This is a genomic window from Vibrio rhizosphaerae (genome assembly GCF_024347095.1).
Classification (GTDB): domain Bacteria; phylum Pseudomonadota; class Gammaproteobacteria; order Enterobacterales; family Vibrionaceae; genus Vibrio; species Vibrio rhizosphaerae.
Genome location: NZ_AP024903.1, coordinates 2585888 through 2601621 on the forward strand (window position 1 = coordinate 2585888; position 15734 = coordinate 2601621).

Annotated in this window: 17 protein-coding genes; 3 read left to right on the forward strand and 14 right to left on the reverse strand. The window is 45.5% G+C overall.

Annotation, left to right across the window (positions count from 1 at the left end):
• Window positions 1-39 precede the first annotated feature (39 nt).
• The 6 genes from OCV37_RS11255 to rpsB all read right to left on the reverse strand — a co-directional run bounded on the left by OCV37_RS11255 (window position 40) and on the right by rpsB (window position 4935).
• Window positions 40-882: a phosphatidate cytidylyltransferase gene (locus tag OCV37_RS11255; protein ID WP_038183468.1), complete on the reverse strand. Its 843-nt coding sequence runs from the start codon at window positions 880-882 to the stop codon at window positions 40-42.
• Between the two features lie 11 nt (window positions 883-893).
• Entirely contained in the window at window positions 894-1649 is a 756-nt protein-coding gene (gene uppS, locus OCV37_RS11260; RefSeq protein ID WP_038183465.1) for a polyprenyl diphosphate synthase, read from the reverse strand.
• A 94-nt stretch (window positions 1650-1743) separates the two neighbouring features.
• The gene (gene frr / locus OCV37_RS11265) at window positions 1744-2301 is read right to left on the reverse strand and encodes a ribosome recycling factor (RefSeq protein WP_038183462.1); all 558 of its coding nucleotides are present in this window, start codon (window positions 2299-2301) and stop codon (window positions 1744-1746) included.
• Between the two features lie 34 nt (window positions 2302-2335).
• On the reverse strand, window positions 2336-3073 hold the full coding sequence (gene pyrH, locus OCV37_RS11270) for a UMP kinase (RefSeq protein ID WP_038183459.1): 738 nt from the start codon (window positions 3071-3073) through the stop codon (window positions 2336-2338).
• A 160-nt stretch (window positions 3074-3233) separates the two neighbouring features.
• On the reverse strand, window positions 3234-4076 hold the full coding sequence (gene tsf / locus OCV37_RS11275; RefSeq protein ID WP_038183457.1) for a translation elongation factor Ts: 843 nt from the start codon (window positions 4074-4076) through the stop codon (window positions 3234-3236).
• A 130-nt stretch (window positions 4077-4206) separates the two neighbouring features.
• Window positions 4207-4935 (reverse strand): 30S ribosomal protein S2, encoded by a 729-nt coding sequence (rpsB, locus tag OCV37_RS11280; RefSeq protein ID WP_038183454.1) that lies wholly within the window; start codon window positions 4933-4935, stop codon window positions 4207-4209.
• A 364-nt stretch (window positions 4936-5299) separates the two neighbouring features.
• Here rpsB and map point away from each other — a divergent pair, with 364 nt between their 5' ends.
• The 3 genes from map (at window position 5300) to OCV37_RS11295 (ending at window position 9512) form a co-directional block, all read left to right on the forward strand.
• Window positions 5300-6142: a type I methionyl aminopeptidase gene (map, locus tag OCV37_RS11285; RefSeq protein WP_038183451.1), complete on the forward strand. Its 843-nt coding sequence runs from the start codon at window positions 5300-5302 to the stop codon at window positions 6140-6142.
• Between the two features lie 218 nt (window positions 6143-6360).
• The gene (gene glnD / locus OCV37_RS11290) at window positions 6361-8985 is read left to right on the forward strand and encodes a bifunctional uridylyltransferase/uridylyl-removing protein GlnD (RefSeq protein ID WP_038183446.1); all 2625 of its coding nucleotides are present in this window, start codon (window positions 6361-6363) and stop codon (window positions 8983-8985) included.
• A 143-nt stretch (window positions 8986-9128) separates the two neighbouring features.
• Window positions 9129-9512 carry a DUF3461 family protein gene (locus OCV37_RS11295; RefSeq protein ID WP_038183444.1) on the forward strand — a complete coding sequence of 128 codons (384 nt, stop codon included), beginning with the start codon at window positions 9129-9131 and terminating at the stop codon, window positions 9510-9512.
• 50 nt (window positions 9513-9562) lie between these two features.
• On the opposite strand, the gene pgpA is transcribed toward OCV37_RS11295, so the two are convergent.
• From pgpA to nrdR, 8 genes are all read right to left on the reverse strand, one after another.
• Window positions 9563-10066, reverse strand: coding sequence for a phosphatidylglycerophosphatase A (gene pgpA / locus OCV37_RS11300; protein ID WP_038183441.1), 504 nt, complete (start codon window positions 10064-10066; stop codon window positions 9563-9565).
• Between the two features lie 3 nt (window positions 10067-10069).
• Window positions 10070-11047 (reverse strand): thiamine-phosphate kinase, encoded by a 978-nt coding sequence (gene thiL, locus OCV37_RS11305; RefSeq protein ID WP_038183438.1) that lies wholly within the window; start codon window positions 11045-11047, stop codon window positions 10070-10072.
• 117 nt (window positions 11048-11164) lie between these two features.
• Complete coding sequence (gene nusB / locus OCV37_RS11310; protein ID WP_038183436.1) at window positions 11165-11632, reverse strand: transcription antitermination factor NusB; 468 nt, start codon at window positions 11630-11632, stop codon at window positions 11165-11167.
• The gene (ribH, locus tag OCV37_RS11315) at window positions 11632-12102 is read right to left on the reverse strand and encodes a 6,7-dimethyl-8-ribityllumazine synthase (RefSeq protein WP_038183434.1); all 471 of its coding nucleotides are present in this window, start codon (window positions 12100-12102) and stop codon (window positions 11632-11634) included. Before ribH ends, nusB begins: the two co-directional genes overlap by 1 nt.
• Window positions 12103-12240: 138 nt before the next feature.
• Entirely contained in the window at window positions 12241-13350 is a 1110-nt protein-coding gene (gene ribBA, locus OCV37_RS11320; RefSeq protein WP_038183431.1) for a bifunctional 3,4-dihydroxy-2-butanone-4-phosphate synthase/GTP cyclohydrolase II, read from the reverse strand.
• Between the two features lie 81 nt (window positions 13351-13431).
• On the reverse strand, window positions 13432-14091 hold the full coding sequence (locus tag OCV37_RS11325; RefSeq protein WP_038183428.1) for a riboflavin synthase: 660 nt from the start codon (window positions 14089-14091) through the stop codon (window positions 13432-13434).
• A gap of 17 nt (window positions 14092-14108) precedes the next feature.
• Entirely contained in the window at window positions 14109-15221 is a 1113-nt protein-coding gene (ribD, locus tag OCV37_RS11330) for a bifunctional diaminohydroxyphosphoribosylaminopyrimidine deaminase/5-amino-6-(5-phosphoribosylamino)uracil reductase RibD (RefSeq protein WP_038183426.1), read from the reverse strand.
• 12 nt (window positions 15222-15233) lie between these two features.
• Entirely contained in the window at window positions 15234-15683 is a 450-nt protein-coding gene (nrdR, locus tag OCV37_RS11335) for a transcriptional regulator NrdR (protein ID WP_038183424.1), read from the reverse strand.
• Between the last annotated feature and the right edge of the window lie 51 nt (window positions 15684-15734).

The following is a 15734-nucleotide window of genomic DNA, read 5'->3' on the forward strand; positions in this document are numbered from 1 at the left end:
GGGACATTATTACAAAACCCGAACCGCACCAGCGACTGACTATATCTGAAAATACAGGAAGGCAAAGACAGGAAATGCGGCTGTCAAGCTATCAATGCGATCTAAGATACCACCATGTCCGGGAATAATATGACTACTGTCTTTGATTCCTGCGACACGCTTAAACATGCTCTCGACTAAATCACCAAGTACAGAGAAAATAACGGTCACTAGAATCGTCACTAACATCATGCTGGTACTTGAAAAGTGCAATTCAAACCATTCCACCAACCCAAAAGCAACAAGGCATGCAGCCACAACCCCACCGATTAAACCTTCGATGGTTTTATTCGGGCTGACTTCTGGCGCCATCTTATGCTTGCCAAAAAAACGCCCCGAAAAATAAGCAGCACTATCGGCGACCCAAACAATCAGACAGACAAAAAGGACCAACTTTGCACCGTGGTAAGGATCAGCAGATAATCCTTCTGTTCTCAGCAGTAAAACACTCCAGAAGAATGGAATCAGTGTGAGCAACCCAAACAGATGTTTGAGTCCTTTGGAATGTTCCCAAAGTGGCCGAGATTTAGGATAAGAAACAGCAAGATAACTTGCAACAATCCACCATAGAAAACTACTCCACAACAGGACTTGATAAGGAAGCGGGAGAGTGTGACTCATCGAGAAATTCTCGGGTAAACACCACAAACTCAAACCGCCGATAACAATAGCAGGAAGCAGCGAAATGAGACGAGCATCTAAGCTAATAAATTGTGTCCATTCCCAAAAGCCAAACAGTACTAACAGTGCTAATACAACAATAAAAATACTCAGCGGTAATTTAAAAATCCCTAATATAACGAGGGGAGCCAACACCAAGGCGGTAATTATTCTCAGCTTCAAATCCTGAACCTTTATCTATTATCCATCATTGCTTTGATTTGCTCACCGGTACATCCAAAACGTCGTTCACGATTCACAAACCAAGTAATTGCTTCAACCAAGCTTTCTTCATTAAAATCTGGCCAAAAGGTCGGTGTAAAATACAACTCAGCGTAAGCAAGCTGCCACAACATAAAATTACTGATCCGACACTCACCACTGGTTCTAATTAACAGATCAACCTGAGGCAAATCGGACATCGTCAGGTATTGAGCCAATACACTTTCGGTGATGTCAGCCGGGGTCAGTTCCCCTGCCACAACTCGTTCAGCGACCTGCCTTGCGGCTTGAGTAATGTCCCATTGCCCGCCATAGTTTGCTGCAATATTCACAACCATGCCGGAATTCTGAGCCGTCAACATTTCTGTCTGAGCAATTTTATCCTGTAAGCGAGAATTAAAGCGAGAGGTATCACCAATGACCCGTAATCGAAGATTATTTTTGTGAAGTTTCTTTGCTTCTGTAGACAAAGCGGTAACAAATAACTCCATCAGCACTCCGACTTCATCTTCAGGCCGGCGCCAATTCTCGCTACTAAAAGCAAATAAAGTGACTGCCTGAATACCTAATTGGGCTGCTGTCGTTATCGTTTTTCTTACCGCTTTAACACCATTTTTATGTCCAAAAACTCTCGGTTTTCCTCTTGCTTTGGCCCATCGTCCATTACCATCCATAATGATAGCAATATGCTGAGGAAGTGCGTCAGAAGAGAGTTGTGATTTTTGCATAAGAAACGAGTTGATTTTCAATAAAAGATTTCAAACAAAAAGGCGCTGTACTGGCTTCGCTCAGCGCCTCAATAATAATATCTGGAAAGACCAATTAAACTTCCATCAACTCTTTTTCTTTTGCAGCAAGAACTTCATCGATATTCTTCACGGCAGTATCAGTCAGTTTTTGGATGTCTTCTTGAGCTTTACGTTCTTCATCTTCTGAAATTTCTTTATCTTTCAATAAATTTTTCAGTTCTGTGTTAGCATCACGACGAATGTTACGTACCGCAACCCGTCCACCTTCTGCTTCTCCACGCACAATCTTAACCAAATCACGACGACGCTCTTCCGTCAACGGTGGTAGAGGAACACGAATCACTGTACCGGCAGACATCGGGTTTAATCCCAAGTCAGACATCATAATGGCTTTTTCGACCTTCGGTGCCAATTCTTTGTCAAAAACGGTAATTGCAAGCGTTCTTGAATCTTCTGCAATGACATTCGCAACCTGGTTCAATGGTGTCGCTGCGCCATAATATTCTACGGAAATGCCAGAAAGCAAACTGGGGTGGGCTCGTCCTGTACGGACTTTAGATAGGTTATTTTTGAGCGCTTCTACGCTCTTTTCCATTCTCTCTTGAGCGTCTTTTTTGATTTCATTAATCACATTATCACCTTAATTCTTACTCAACCTATACAGATTACAATGAAGCCTCGTTGTTAATGAGTGTCCCTTCAGCTTCCCCCATCACAATACGACGCAAAGCTCCAGGTTTATTCATATTAAAGACTCGGATTGGCATTTTATGATCTCTGGCAAGCGTAAAGGCTGCCAAGTCCATAACCCGTAGTTCCTTTTCAAGGACATCGTTATAAGTCAGCCTATCATACAGTTCTGCATCAGGGTTTGCTACCGGATCAGCACTATAAACACCATCAACTTTTGTGGCTTTGAGCACAACATCCGCTTCAATCTCAATACCACGTAAACATGCAGCAGAATCAGTTGTGAAGAAAGGATTTCCCGTCCCTGCTGAAAAGATCACCACACGTCCCTGACGAAGCTGACTGATAGCATTGGCCCAGTTATAATCATCACACACACCATTAAGCGGAATGGCAGACATCACACGAGCATTCACATAAGCCCGGTGCAATGCGTCACGCATGGCCAGTCCGTTCATGACGGTTGCCAACATCCCCATGTGGTCACCGACAACACGATTCATTCCTGCTTTGGCAAGTCCTTCACCACGAAATAGGTTTCCACCACCAATCACAACACCAACCTGAACGCCTAACTCTACCAGTTCTTTCACTTCCTGAGCCATCCGATCAAGCACGGTCGGATCAATACCAAAGCCTTGCTCACCTTGCAGAGCTTCACCACTGAGTTTTAACAAAATACGTTGATATGCAGGTTTCGGATTCGTTGTCATGGTGTTTACCTTCTCAAGAAAGTTATTCATCGATTAATGGTCATGAATAGATGCTTGCAGACAATTATAAACACATATTCATCACAATTAATGATGGTTTTATTCGTGAAAAGACCGTAGCCATAGCCACGGTCCTTTTAATCGCTTCACGAATCAGAAATTAACCTTTCTGAGCCAGTGCAACTTCTTCAGCAAAACTTAGGCTTTCTTTCTTTTCAATCCCTTCGCCGACTTCAAGACGGACAAATGCAGAAACAGAAGCACCTTTTTCTTTCAAAATTTCGCCAACAGATTTTTTAGGTTCCATCACGAAAGGCTGACCAGTCAGAGAAACTTCGCCTGTGAATTTCTTCATCCGGCCTTCAACCATTTTCTCTGCGATTTCTTTTGGCTTGCCTTCATTCATCGCGATTTCGACTTGAACTTCACGCTCTTTCGCAACAACGTCAGCAGGTACATCGTCAGGTGTTACATATTCAGGGCGAGATGCAGCAACATGCATTGCGATGTGCTTAAGTGTTTCAGCGTCGCCTTCACCGGCAACCACAACACCAATTTTCTCACCGTGACGATAAGACGCCATCGCTGAACCTTCAATGTACTGAACACGACGGATAGTGACGTTCTCACCGATTTTTGCAACTAGTGCAACGCGTGTATCTTCAAATTTAGCCTGTAGTTCTTCTACAGATGCTTTAGAAGCAAGTGCTTCAGCAGCGACTTCCTGAGCAAATGCGCCAAAGTTTTCATCTTTCGCAACAAAGTCAGTTTGGCAATTCACTTCAAGAAGAACGGCAATGCCTTCACCTTCTTTGATAATGATAGCGCCTTCAGCTGCCAGGTTACCTGCTTTTTTAGCAGCTTTAGCAGCACCACTTTTACGCATGTTTTCGATTGCAAGTTCAATATCGCCGTCTGTTTCAACAAGCGCTTTCTTACATTCCATCATACCTGCGCCAGTACGCTCGCGCAGTTCTTTTACTAGAGCAGCAGTAACAGCCATTCTCTATTCCTCGATTAATTCTGGATATGGTAAAAATTAGGGGCCATGTTGCGGCCCCCAATGTTAACTATAACCTAGTCGATATGTCACAAATGTTGCACATCAGACTAAGTGTGACTCAGAGCCGCAATTATTCAGCTTCTACGAAACCATCTTTTTCAGCAACAGCAACAACATCTTTGTTACGGCCTTCGCTGATAGATGAAGCAGCAGCATTCAGATAAAGTTGAACTGCACGGATTGCATCATCGTTACCTGGGATAATATAGTCAACACCATCTGGATTAGAGTTCGTATCAACGACTGCGAATACAGGGATACCCAGATTGTTCGCTTCTTTAACTGCGATGTGCTCGTGATCAGCATCGATGATGAACAGAGCGTCTGGTAAACCACCCATATCTTTGATACCACCAAGAGATTTCTCGAGCTTCTCCATTTCGCGAGTACGCATCAGAGCTTCTTTCTTGGTCAGCTTGTCGAAAGTACCGTCTGTTGATTGAGCTTCAAGGTCTTTTAGACGCTTGATTGACTGACGAACGGTTTTCCAGTTGGTTAACATGCCGCCTAACCAGCGGTTGTTAACATAGTATTGGTTGCTTGCTAATGCAGCTTCTTTTACAGATTCAGATGCAGCGCGCTTTGTCCCTACAAAAAGAACTTTTCCTTTCTTCTCACCGATTTTTGCCAGCTCAGCCAGCGCTTCGTTGAACATTGGAACAGTTTTTTCTAGGTTAATGATATGAACACGGTTACGAGCACCGAAAATGAAAGGCTTCATTTTTGGGTTCCAGTAACGAGTCTGGTGACCAAAGTGAACACCAGCTTTCAGCATATCGCGCATTGATACAGTTGCCATATTTTCATCCTCTATGGGGTTAGGCCTCCACATCCCCCATGCATCCGACCTTTAAACTTTTTTCAGCAAAGGCACCCCGGAACACGTGTCGGAATGTGTGTGATTTAAAGAAGTAAATGGAAGGAATGCAAATTCAGTCATATCTCTTGTATGAGACAGGAGTCAAGTCTGTCATTCCGGCGCGCTTTATATCATATTTTACCGCGGACTGGCTAGAAAAAAATATTGTTACCACGGGAGGTGACCACTGAATAGACAGGTTTATCATGTTGCATTGATGTTGCTCGCTTGCGCTCCTCCCCGCGATTGTTAAAATAAGCTATCAGCACGATGCCGTGCATAGCCAATAAAATAGAGATTACCGATGTCTGTAAATATAAAAACCGCAGAAGAAATTGAAAAGATGCGCGTTGCCGGCCAGCTTGCGGCAGATGTACTTGAAATGATTGAACCCCATGTTAAACCCGGTGTAACGACAGAAGAACTGGATCAAATCTGCCATCGGTACATCACAGAAACGCAACAGGCCATTCCGGCACCGCTCAACTATCATGGCTTCACAAAGTCCATTTGTACGTCTATCAATCATGTGGTCTGTCATGGTATCCCGGCGACTGAAGATAGTACCTATGGACAAATTCAGCGCCCCGCAGTCTTGAAAGACGGAGATATCATCAACATTGATATCACTGTTATTAAAGACGGATACCACGGCGATACCTCCAGAATGTTTTTGGTCGGTGAGGTCTCTCCGGCAGACAAGCGCTTGTGTATGGTGGCGCAAGAGAGCCTTTATCTGGCAATGAAAATCGTGAAACCCGGAATCCGGCTCGGTGAAATCGGTACTGCGATCGAAAAGTACATTAAAACAAATAATAAAAATAATCCGCGGATGAAATTTTCGATTGTGAAAGATTACTGTGGTCACGGAATCGGAGCTGGATTCCATGAAGAACCTCAAGTTGTTCATTATAAAAACGGGGACAGAACAATTCTGCAGCCAGGAATGACCTTTACCATCGAACCCATGATTAACGCGGGTAAATTTAGCTGCCGCCTCGATGAAGAAGACGGATGGACCGTCTATACGGCGGATTGCAAAAACTCAGCGCAATGGGAACATACACTACTCGTTACCGAAACAGGCTGTGAAGTGCTCACCTTACGGAAAGACGAAACAATTCCCCGCCATTTGCATAACCTCTAATTCAGGAATTGCCTGCAATGTTGTGATATTCACTGACGTTGCAGGTACCTTTCCATCCGCTAAAAATCATGACCACAGACCACTCAATACGATATAAACTCGTTTTATCATGGCTGTTTTTTGCTATGGGACAACGAAGGGAAAAAGTAGGATTATGAATGTATCTTTGATAGATTCATATTCACAATCAAGATGTATGTCGCACGGATGCTACGAATATGCATATTCAATCCCCACTGAAACTACAAGATGAACAACTAACGCTCACATCGCTGAAAAATCAGCTGGAAATGTTTGCCGATGAGCAAAAACAACAGTTTCTGAATGCTCATTCAGTTCCGGATCTGGTCTATGGCCGAGCCGAATACATGGATCAATTGCTGCAACGGTTATGGCAATTCTATAATTTTCATCAAATCGATGAGCTCACGCTGATTGCTGTGGGCGGTTATGGCAGAAAAGAACTTCATCCGCTGTCAGATATTGATATTTTAATTCTTTCCAAACAAAAACTTCCGGCTCAAGTTCAGACACAAATCAGCAAATTCATCACGCTTCTCTGGGACTTAAAACTCGAAGTCGGTCATGCCGTCAGAACAATAGCAGAATGCAGCCAGATTGGCCGTGAAGATTTAACCGTAGCCACGAATCTCCAGGAAGCCCGAAGGCTTGCTGGCTGCGAAGAGATATTTCATCAACTCAAACTCATTATTTTGTCGGAATCATTCTGGCCGACAGAAACATTCTTCCGGGCGAAAGTTGAGGAACAGAAAGCACGTCATGCCCGTTATCACGATACCACTTACAATCTGGAACCAGATATAAAATCCACCCCCGGCGGGTTGAGAGATATTCACACTCTCAGTTGGATAGCCAGACGCCATTTCGGAGCAACCTCATTATTTGAAATGAGTAGTCACGGCTTCCTCACTGATGCGGAATACCGGGAGTTGGCTGAATGCCAGGAGTTTTTATGGCGGGTTCGTTTTGCACTGCACCTTGAGCTCAAACGCTACGATAATCGTCTGACGTTTGCCCATCAGGCGCAAATTGCCCAACATCTTGGTTTTCAGGGAGAAGGTAACCGTGCGGTTGAAATGATGATGAAAGAGTTTTACCGCACGCTTAGACGAGTTGCAGAACTCAATAAAATGTTACTCAAACTCTTTGATCAAGCGATTCTGGATGAAGGCGAAACGCTTCTGCCGACAATCATCAATGATGACTTCCAAAAACGAGACCATCTGATTGAACTGCGGACTGAAGGGCTTTTCCAACAGCATCCAGAAACCATTTTGGATATGTTTATTCACATTGCCAACGATTCTCAGATTGAAGGCGTGGCCCCGACGACAATGAGAGAGCTCAGAACAGCCCGGCGCCGACTCAGTTACTTTTTACACACCCTTCCTTCAGCCCGAGAGAAGTTCATGGAACTGGTCCGCCATCCGAATGCCCTGACCAAAGCTTTCAGCCTGATGCATCGTCATGGCGTGTTATCCGCCTATTTGCCGCAATGGAGTCACATTGTCGGACAGATGCAGTTTGACCTCTTTCATGTTTATACCGTTGATGAGCACAGTATTCGCTTACTCAAACATATTCGGATTTTCAGTGATCCCAAAAATCATGAACATCACCCCATCTGCTGTGAAGTCTACCCTCGTCTACAAAAGAAAGAGTTACTGATTCTCGCAGCCATCTTCCATGATATTGGCAAAGGACGCGGAGGTGACCATTCAGAAATCGGCGCGGTAGAAGCCTATGATTTCTGTATTGAGCATGGTTTATCTAAACCCGAGGCAAAATTAGTCTCATGGCTGGTGCAGAATCACTTACTGATGTCAGTGACGGCGCAACGACGTGACATTTATGATCCGGAAGTCATTATCGAGTTTGCGAAAACGGTTCGTGATGAAGAATATCTTGAATTTCTCGTCTGTCTGACCGTTGCCGACATCTGTGCAACAAATCCAGAATTGTGGAATAGTTGGAAAAGAACTTTACTGGCGGAACTGTTTTATTCAACGCAGCGGGCACTCCGTCGTGGTCTGGAAAACCCGGTGGATGTCAGAGAACGCATTCGCCATAACCAGCAACTCTCTTCTGCTTTATTACGCAAAGAAGGCTTTAGCCTGCAAGAGATCGATACCCTCTGGCAACGGTTTAAAGCCGACTATTTTTTACGCCATACCCATAATCAGATTGCCTGGCATTGCACCCATATTTTACGCCATCAATCCCCGGATGAACCGCTGATCTTAATCAGTAAAAGAGCGACACGGGGTGGCACAGAAATTTTCGTTTATACCAAGGATCAGCACGCACTGTTTGCTACGGTGGTTGCTGAGCTTGACCGTAAAGGCTTAAATGTCCATGACGCCCAGATCATGACCAGTAAAGATGGCTACGCTCTTGATACATTTATGGTGCTGGATCAAAACGGTGATACCATTGATGCGGAACGTCACCAAACGCTGACATCCCACCTTGACAGAGCGATCAAGCAAGGGACACCGGCACTCCATAAAACGCGCAGAACACCGAGTAATCTGAAACATTTCACCGTGAAAACCCAAGTCGATTTCTTACCGACTAAAAGTAAAAAACGCACACTCGTTGAATTTGTAGCACTGGATATGCCGGGATTACTCGCGACGGTCGGAGCAACATTTTCTGAGCTGGGATTAGATATTCACGGTGCCAAAATCACAACTATCGGTGAGAGAGCGGAAGACTTATTTATTATTACCAGTACCACACATGGCAAACTGAGCATTGAAGAGCAGGAAAATCTAAGACAAGTTTTAACCGAGAACGTGGATGCGCTCATGCCCCATTGACAGGCGTCTGTCTCTCCTCAAACGGGGGGATCAAATAGAGCGATCTACACCACAACTTTGAATGCAAAACCGGAACATGCGCTACCTCATCCCATAAGAGACTGATACATTGATATCATCACTAGTCATCAGAGAGATAGCCTATGTTCCCACACCTCAGTAACCTAGGAATTCATGATCCCACTCAGATAGAACGCTATACTGTCCGTCAGGAAGCGATGAAGGATGTGCTGAAGATTTATTTTCGGAAACAAAAAGGAGAGTTGTTTGCGAAAAGTGTGAAGTTTAAATTCCCGAGACAAGTGAAAAATGTGCTGATCGATAGTGGGAGTCACCAATACAAAGAAATCACCGAAATCAGTCGTAATCTCACATTAGTTATCGATGAACTCAACCATATCACAACACCAGCAGAGCTCTCCGAACAAGATCTGAAAGAAAAAATACTCAGTGATCTACGTCATCTGGAAAAAGTCGTCACCAGTAAAATTCAAGAAATTGAAAATGATTTAATGAAATTAAAATGATGGATGGGGGTTCCCAGTCAGGGAACCTCACTTTATTCTCACCAGCGAATTCAACCGAACCATCCGAGACCAAAACCGATCCCCGCAAACACAACACCGGCCATCACACCGGCAAGCACATCATCAATCATGATGCCAAAACCTCCGGCAACATGCTGATCCAGCCAGCGAATCGGCCACGGTTTCACCATGTCAAAGAAGCGAAAAAGTATAAAACCGAGGGCAATCCATAACCACTCGCCACTTCCCTGAACCATATAGGGAACAATCAACATAGTGATCCAAAAACCGACAAATTCATCCCAGACAATTGAACCATGATCATGTACCTGCATATCATCTGATGTTTGCTGACAAATTTTTATGCCGGCCAACGCAGCGAAAAGCGTTACCGCCAGATATACCACGAATGGCAATTGAGCTAACAATAGATAGAATGGAATTGCGGCCAGCGTTCCCATTGTGCCGGGAATAATCGGAGATAAACCACTGCCGAAGCCTGTTGCCAGTAAGTGCCAGTGATTACCAAGATGCAGCCGTTCTGTGGGTTTCATGAATTACTTCTCCTGCTGAAAATGATCATAACCGGCTAATACCCACGATAAGGGATTGCCTTCATGATGTAATTCCCATTGTCCCTGAGGTCGAATTTGTCCAATGCAAGTCAGCGGGGTATCACAATGAGAAAGTGCACTGGCTAATGAACCTTTATTATCCTCTGAGACGGTAAAACAGAGTTCATACTCTTCACCACTGGTTAATGCGTACTGTTGTGCTTTGACCAGATCACCATCGACATACTGTAACAGTGCTTCAGAAATCGGCAGACGACTCACGTCAATACTCGCCCCGACCCCTGATTCAGTCAGAATATGTTGTATGTCAGCAATCAAGCCATCAGAGATATCGATCGCAGCAGATGCCTGCTTTAATAATGATTGTCCGGCTAGAATTCTCGGAGTCGCAAAATAGTGGCGCTTTTCTAGCGTTTGACTCACCTCATCACGGTCTTGCGCCGCAGATAAAATCAGTTCTAATCCAGCTTTACTATCTCCCAACGTTCCGGTGACATAAATCCAGTCTCCGACCTTAGCGCCTCGGCGGGTCAACGCATGTGCTTCCGGTACAAAACCATGCACTGTCAGCGTAATGCTCAACGGCCCCCGAGTCGTATCACCACCGATCAATTGAATATTGTAATAACTGGCTAACTCAAAAAAGGCGTCGCAAAACCGATCCAGCCACACGGTATCCGTTTCCGGCAATGTCAAAGCCAGCGTACACCATGCGGGTGTTGCTCCCATCGCAGCCAGATCACTTAAATTAGAGACAAGGGCTTTATGTGCGACCCAGGCCGGATCAGCCTCGGGAAGAAAATGGGTGCCAGATACCATGGTATCTGTACTAATCGCGAGCCGGACTTGCTCGGGTACTTTTACAATCGCGCAGTCATCGCCAATACCAAGCTGAACATCTTTACGCTGTGTTTGTCGTTGCTTAAAGAAACGATCAATTAAACGAAATTCACCAGTCATAAATTTTTCCTGAATATGGAGATATGCATATCATGCACATAAAAAAGGCCAGCTCTCGCTGACCTTCTTATTTTAATCGCTTTCGACTCACGGGGTACACAGACTTATTGTGAACACTTATTTCTTACGAACATGAGGCGCAGCTTTATCCAACACACCATTGACAAATTTATGGCTGTCTTCTGCGGCAAAAGATTTTGCTAATTCAATCGCTTCATTGATCACGACTTTGTAAGGCACATCTTCGCGACGCGTCATTTCATACATGGCCAAACGGAGCAAAGCCAGTTCCATCATGTCCAAATCTTGCATCGGACGCGAAGCATAAGGACGAATTTTGCTATCCAACTCAGTGTGGTTCAGCACAACACCGGCGAGCAAATCACGAAAATACTCAACATCAGTTTCAGGTGCACGAAGTGCCGGCTCAGTGGAGCGGTGCTCTTCATCATCATATTTATCACTAGAGAGAAACTGGGCCTCAATGGTTGAGACATTCTCACGGGTAATTTGCCAAGAATAAATAGCCTGTAAAGCAAACTGGCGTGCATTACGGCGTGCGGCTGGTTTCACATGAGCCCCCATTAGGAATCAATTGCAGAAAGAACATTAATCATTTCAAGTGCGCTCAGTGCAGCCTCTGCACCTTTATTACCAGCCTTGGTTCCTGCGCGTTCAATCGCTTGTTCGATAGTATCGACAGTCAATACACCAAAAGCGACGGGCAAACTATACTCAAGAGAAACCTGAGCTAAGCCTTTGTTACACTCACTACAAACATATTCAAAGTGTGGTGTCCCCCCCCGGATCACTGTTCCGAGAGAGACAATTGCATCAAACTTACCCGTTTTTGCGACTCGCTGTGCAACGAGTGGTAATTCGACCGCACCTGGACAGCGAACAACCGTGATATTCTCATCACTTACCTGACCATGACGTTTCAACGTGTCAATTGCACCGGAAAGTAAACTTTCATTAATAAAACTATTAAACCGTGAAATGACAATCGCAATTTTCGCGTGAGGTGCCGGGAAACCTCCCTCAATCACTTTCATAAACTTTCCTTAAAACTCTGTTCATCAGCGAGAATCGGCGGATTCTAGCATAATTTCATGATTCATTTCTAATGGTATTTCTGGCGACTCCGGGGAAACATAGCCCCCGGTCGCACTCAATCCTCTCTTTCGGACGACTTACTGACTGATATACTCCACAACATTCAGTCCAAATCCCCCCAATGCATGATATTTTTTATTTGCCGATGAGAGTAACTTCATATCTGTGACACCCAAGTCTGCAAGGATCTGTGAACCGACGCCGACACGACGCGATGTCCCTTGCTTTTTCGCCATCGCTGGCGCTTCACCTTTATCCTGCAACTCATACATTTTAACCCGATGAACAATCAGTTCCGGTGACTCTTCATTACCGAGCAACACAAGTACACCACCTTCAGCACTAATGCGTTTCATCGCATCTTCAATACTCCAGCTCCGATCCGCATTTCGATCGCTATGAAGGACATCCGTAAATGTGTTAATCAAATGAACACGGACCAAAGGAACATTCTGACTCTCTTTCTCTTTGACCAGTGCATAGTGAATTTGGTTATCGATCACATCACGATAAGTGATTAAATCAAACTCTCCATACGCGGTTGGCAACTGGCAGGTCGCAACACGCTCAATGGTTGTTTCTGTGTTGTTGCGATATTCAATCAGATCAGCAATGGTTCCAAGTTTAATCTGGTGTTTCTCTGCAAAAACCTCCAAGTCAGGACGTCTTGCCATACTCCCGTCTTCTTTGAGAATCTCGACAATCACAGAAGCAGGCTCTAAACCGGCCAATCTTGCCAAATCACACCCGGCTTCAGTATGTCCCGCGCGAATTAATACACCACCATCTTGAGCGGCAAGAGGAAAAATATGCCCCGGCTGAACAAGATCCGCAGCCTTTGCATCTGGCGCAACCGCAGCTTGGACGGTCCGAGCCCGATCACCGGCAGAGATCCCCGTGGTCACTCCTTCAGCCGCTTCAATCGACACGGTGAAATTGGTGGTAAACTGCGCATTATTGTCCTGAACCATCGGCGCTAATCCCAAACGCTGACAACGTTCTTTAGTCATCGTCAGACAAATCAGCCCCCGCCCGTGTGTCGCCATAAAGTTAATCGCTTCAGGGGTGACGTGCTCAGCAGCAATAATCATATCACCTTCATTTTCACGATCTTCATCATCCATCAGGATTACTATTTTACCCTGACGGATATCTTCGATAATTTCTTGGGGGGTGCTAATTGCCATCGTTTCTATCCTCGATACTGAATTTAGTCTATTGATTTGTATAATGTCTCAATGCAATTTCAAGCAACAAATCGTGATCATTTAAGCAAAACCATTTTGCTGTAAAAATTCGAATGTGATGGACGAATCCTGCGGGTGCTTTTCTGTCGTTCCGGCACTCAGTAATCGTTCCAGATAGCGCGCCATCACATCGACTTCCAGATTGACCTGCCGTCCCACTTGAAATGAGTGAATCGTGGTTTCTGACGAGGTATGGGGAATAATTGTCAGTTTAAAAGCCTTGTGGCGTAACGCATTCACAGTCAGGCTGATCCCATCCACAGTGATCGACCCTTTTTCCGCAACATAACGACAAATATCTTCCGGTAAAGCCACCCAAAATTCAATGGCTCGCCCGACCTGAGCACGCTCAATGATCTCGCCAACGCCATCGACATGTCCGGAGACAATGTGCCCGCCAAATCGCGTGGTTGGTAACATAGCCTTTTCCAGATTGACCGGGTCGCCAACCTGAGCCCGGGCAAAATTCGACTTATTGAGCGTTTCCAGAGACAAATCTGCGGTATAACTTCTCGCAGTCCGGGCCACAACCGTCAGGCAAACACCGTTCGTCGCAATGCTGTCACCGAGTTTTACATCGGACATATCCAGAGAACCGACATCAACCTGAATAGAAACATCCTCACCTTTCGGGGTAATCGCTGTCAGCGTCCCGATCGATTCAACAATACCAGTAAACATGAAGTTACTCTTACTTTTTAATTGGGGGAATGATACTGCGGTATCACCGTCATACGGATATCCGGGCCCACACGAACCATCTCAGAGATATCGAGCTGAAATACATCTTGCATCGATTCGAAACCAAACTGACCAAATAATCCTCGCCCGTCACTACCCATTAATTTAGGCGCCAGATAGAGAATAATTTCATCAACCAGCTGTTGTGATAACAGTGCCTGAGAGAGTGTCGCTCCGGCTTCAACCCAGAGATGATTGATCTGATGATCGACCGCTAATTGGCGCAAAAGAGTATGCAGCTCAAGTCGGCCCATCGCATCAGCAGGAACACAAATATCGGCCTCTTCTTGCCCCACCGTTAACACAGTACCAGCGGTGTCATACAGCTTCAGACCGGCATGTAGACGATGATGTTGATCCAAAATAACGCGTACCGGTTGACGAATATCTGCCAGTGGGTAGGCCAGACCAACCGCTTCAGGAAGCGCATGACGCCGAACCGTCAGTGCTGCATCATCTGCAATAACCGTTTGACTAGTTGACAGAATCGCACTGGCTCTGGCCCGATATTTCTGCACATCGCTCCGGGCTTCCGGCGAGGTGATCCATTGACTGACACCATTGGCTAAGGCTGTCTGTCCGTCAAGGCTGGCTGCCATTTTCAACTGAACCCATGGCATCCCGGTTTTCATTCGTTTGAGGAAAGCGGGGTTAAGTGCAATTGCATCAGCTTCCAGTAATCCGGTCAGAACTTCAATGCCTGCGGCTTGCAGCATCGCAATCCCCCGACCGGCCACCTGCGGATTGGGATCTTGCATTGCACAAATGACTTTGGCCACCCCTGCCTGAATCAAACCTTCGGCACAAGGTGGTGTACGGCCATAATGAGAACAAGGTTCCAGCGTCACATAAGCGGTGGCCCCTTGAGCCTGCGAACCCGCCTGCCGCAATGCATGTACTTCAGCATGCGGTCCACCAGCCTGCATATGATAACCCTCCCCTACGATTTGGCCCGCTTTGACTAAAACGCAGCCAACATTAGGGTTCGGGGTGGTGGTGTAGATGCCACGTTTTGCTAACGCGATGGCTTTTGACATCATTTGATAATCAAAGGCGCTAAAAACACTCATGAATACAGCCTTCTAGTCTTCCAGTCTGGCAATTTCTTCGCCAAATTCCCGAATATCTTCGAAGCTCCGATAAACCGAGGCGAAACGAATGTAAGCGACTTTATCCAGCTCTTTCAACTGTTCCATCACTAAGTTACCAATCAAATCACTAGGTACTTCTCGCTCACCAGTCGCCCGTAACCGTGATTTAATCGTACTGATTGATAGGTCAATGGCATCCGCACTAACGGGGCGTTTTTCCAACGCCCGCAGCATACCATTGACCATTTTATCCTCATCAAATGGTTCACGATTGCCATTTGACTTAATCACTCTGGGCATCACCAGTTCTGCGGTTTCAAAGGTTGTAAACCGTTCATGACAAGCCAGACACTGTCGGCGACGACGCACTTGGTGTCCATCGGCAACCAAACGCGAATCGATCACTTTCGTATCATTTTCCGAACAAAAAGGACAATGCATAACACCTCCACTCCAATGAGAGTGATTTTAACGGAATTGCTAACAGGAGGG

What these genes read in the sequence shown, in the direction of transcription:
- uppS (WP_038183465.1), bottom strand. Translation starts at nt 1,649, where the DNA reads ATGCAAAAATCACAACTCTCTTCTGACGCACTTCCTCAGCATATTGCT.
- pyrH (WP_038183459.1), bottom strand. Translation starts at nt 3,073, where the DNA reads ATGACAACGAATCCGAAACCTGCATATCAACGTATTTTGTTAAAACTC.
- tsf (WP_038183457.1), bottom strand. Translation starts at nt 4,076, where the DNA reads ATGGCTGTTACTGCTGCTCTAGTAAAAGAACTGCGCGAGCGTACTGGC.
- rpsB (WP_038183454.1), bottom strand. Translation starts at nt 4,935, where the DNA reads ATGGCAACTGTATCAATGCGCGATATGCTGAAAGCTGGTGTTCACTTT.
- map (WP_038183451.1), top strand. Translation starts at nt 5,300, where the DNA reads ATGTCTGTAAATATAAAAACCGCAGAAGAAATTGAAAAGATGCGCGTT.
- glnD (WP_038183446.1), top strand. Translation starts at nt 6,361, where the DNA reads ATGCATATTCAATCCCCACTGAAACTACAAGATGAACAACTAACGCTC.
- OCV37_RS11295 (WP_038183444.1), top strand. Translation starts at nt 9,129, where the DNA reads ATGTTCCCACACCTCAGTAACCTAGGAATTCATGATCCCACTCAGATA.
- pgpA (WP_038183441.1), bottom strand. Translation starts at nt 10,066, where the DNA reads ATGAAACCCACAGAACGGCTGCATCTTGGTAATCACTGGCACTTACTG.
- thiL (WP_038183438.1), bottom strand. Translation starts at nt 11,047, where the DNA reads ATGACTGGTGAATTTCGTTTAATTGATCGTTTCTTTAAGCAACGACAA.
- nusB (WP_038183436.1), bottom strand. Translation starts at nt 11,632, where the DNA reads ATGGGGGCTCATGTGAAACCAGCCGCACGCCGTAATGCACGCCAGTTT.
- ribH (WP_038183434.1), bottom strand. Translation starts at nt 12,102, where the DNA reads ATGAAAGTGATTGAGGGAGGTTTCCCGGCACCTCACGCGAAAATTGCG.
- ribBA (WP_038183431.1), bottom strand. Translation starts at nt 13,350, where the DNA reads ATGGCAATTAGCACCCCCCAAGAAATTATCGAAGATATCCGTCAGGGT.
- OCV37_RS11325 (WP_038183428.1), bottom strand. Translation starts at nt 14,091, where the DNA reads ATGTTTACTGGTATTGTTGAATCGATCGGGACGCTGACAGCGATTACC.
- ribD (WP_038183426.1), bottom strand. Translation starts at nt 15,221, where the DNA reads ATGAGTGTTTTTAGCGCCTTTGATTATCAAATGATGTCAAAAGCCATC.
- nrdR (WP_038183424.1), bottom strand. Translation starts at nt 15,683, where the DNA reads ATGCATTGTCCTTTTTGTTCGGAAAATGATACGAAAGTGATCGATTCG.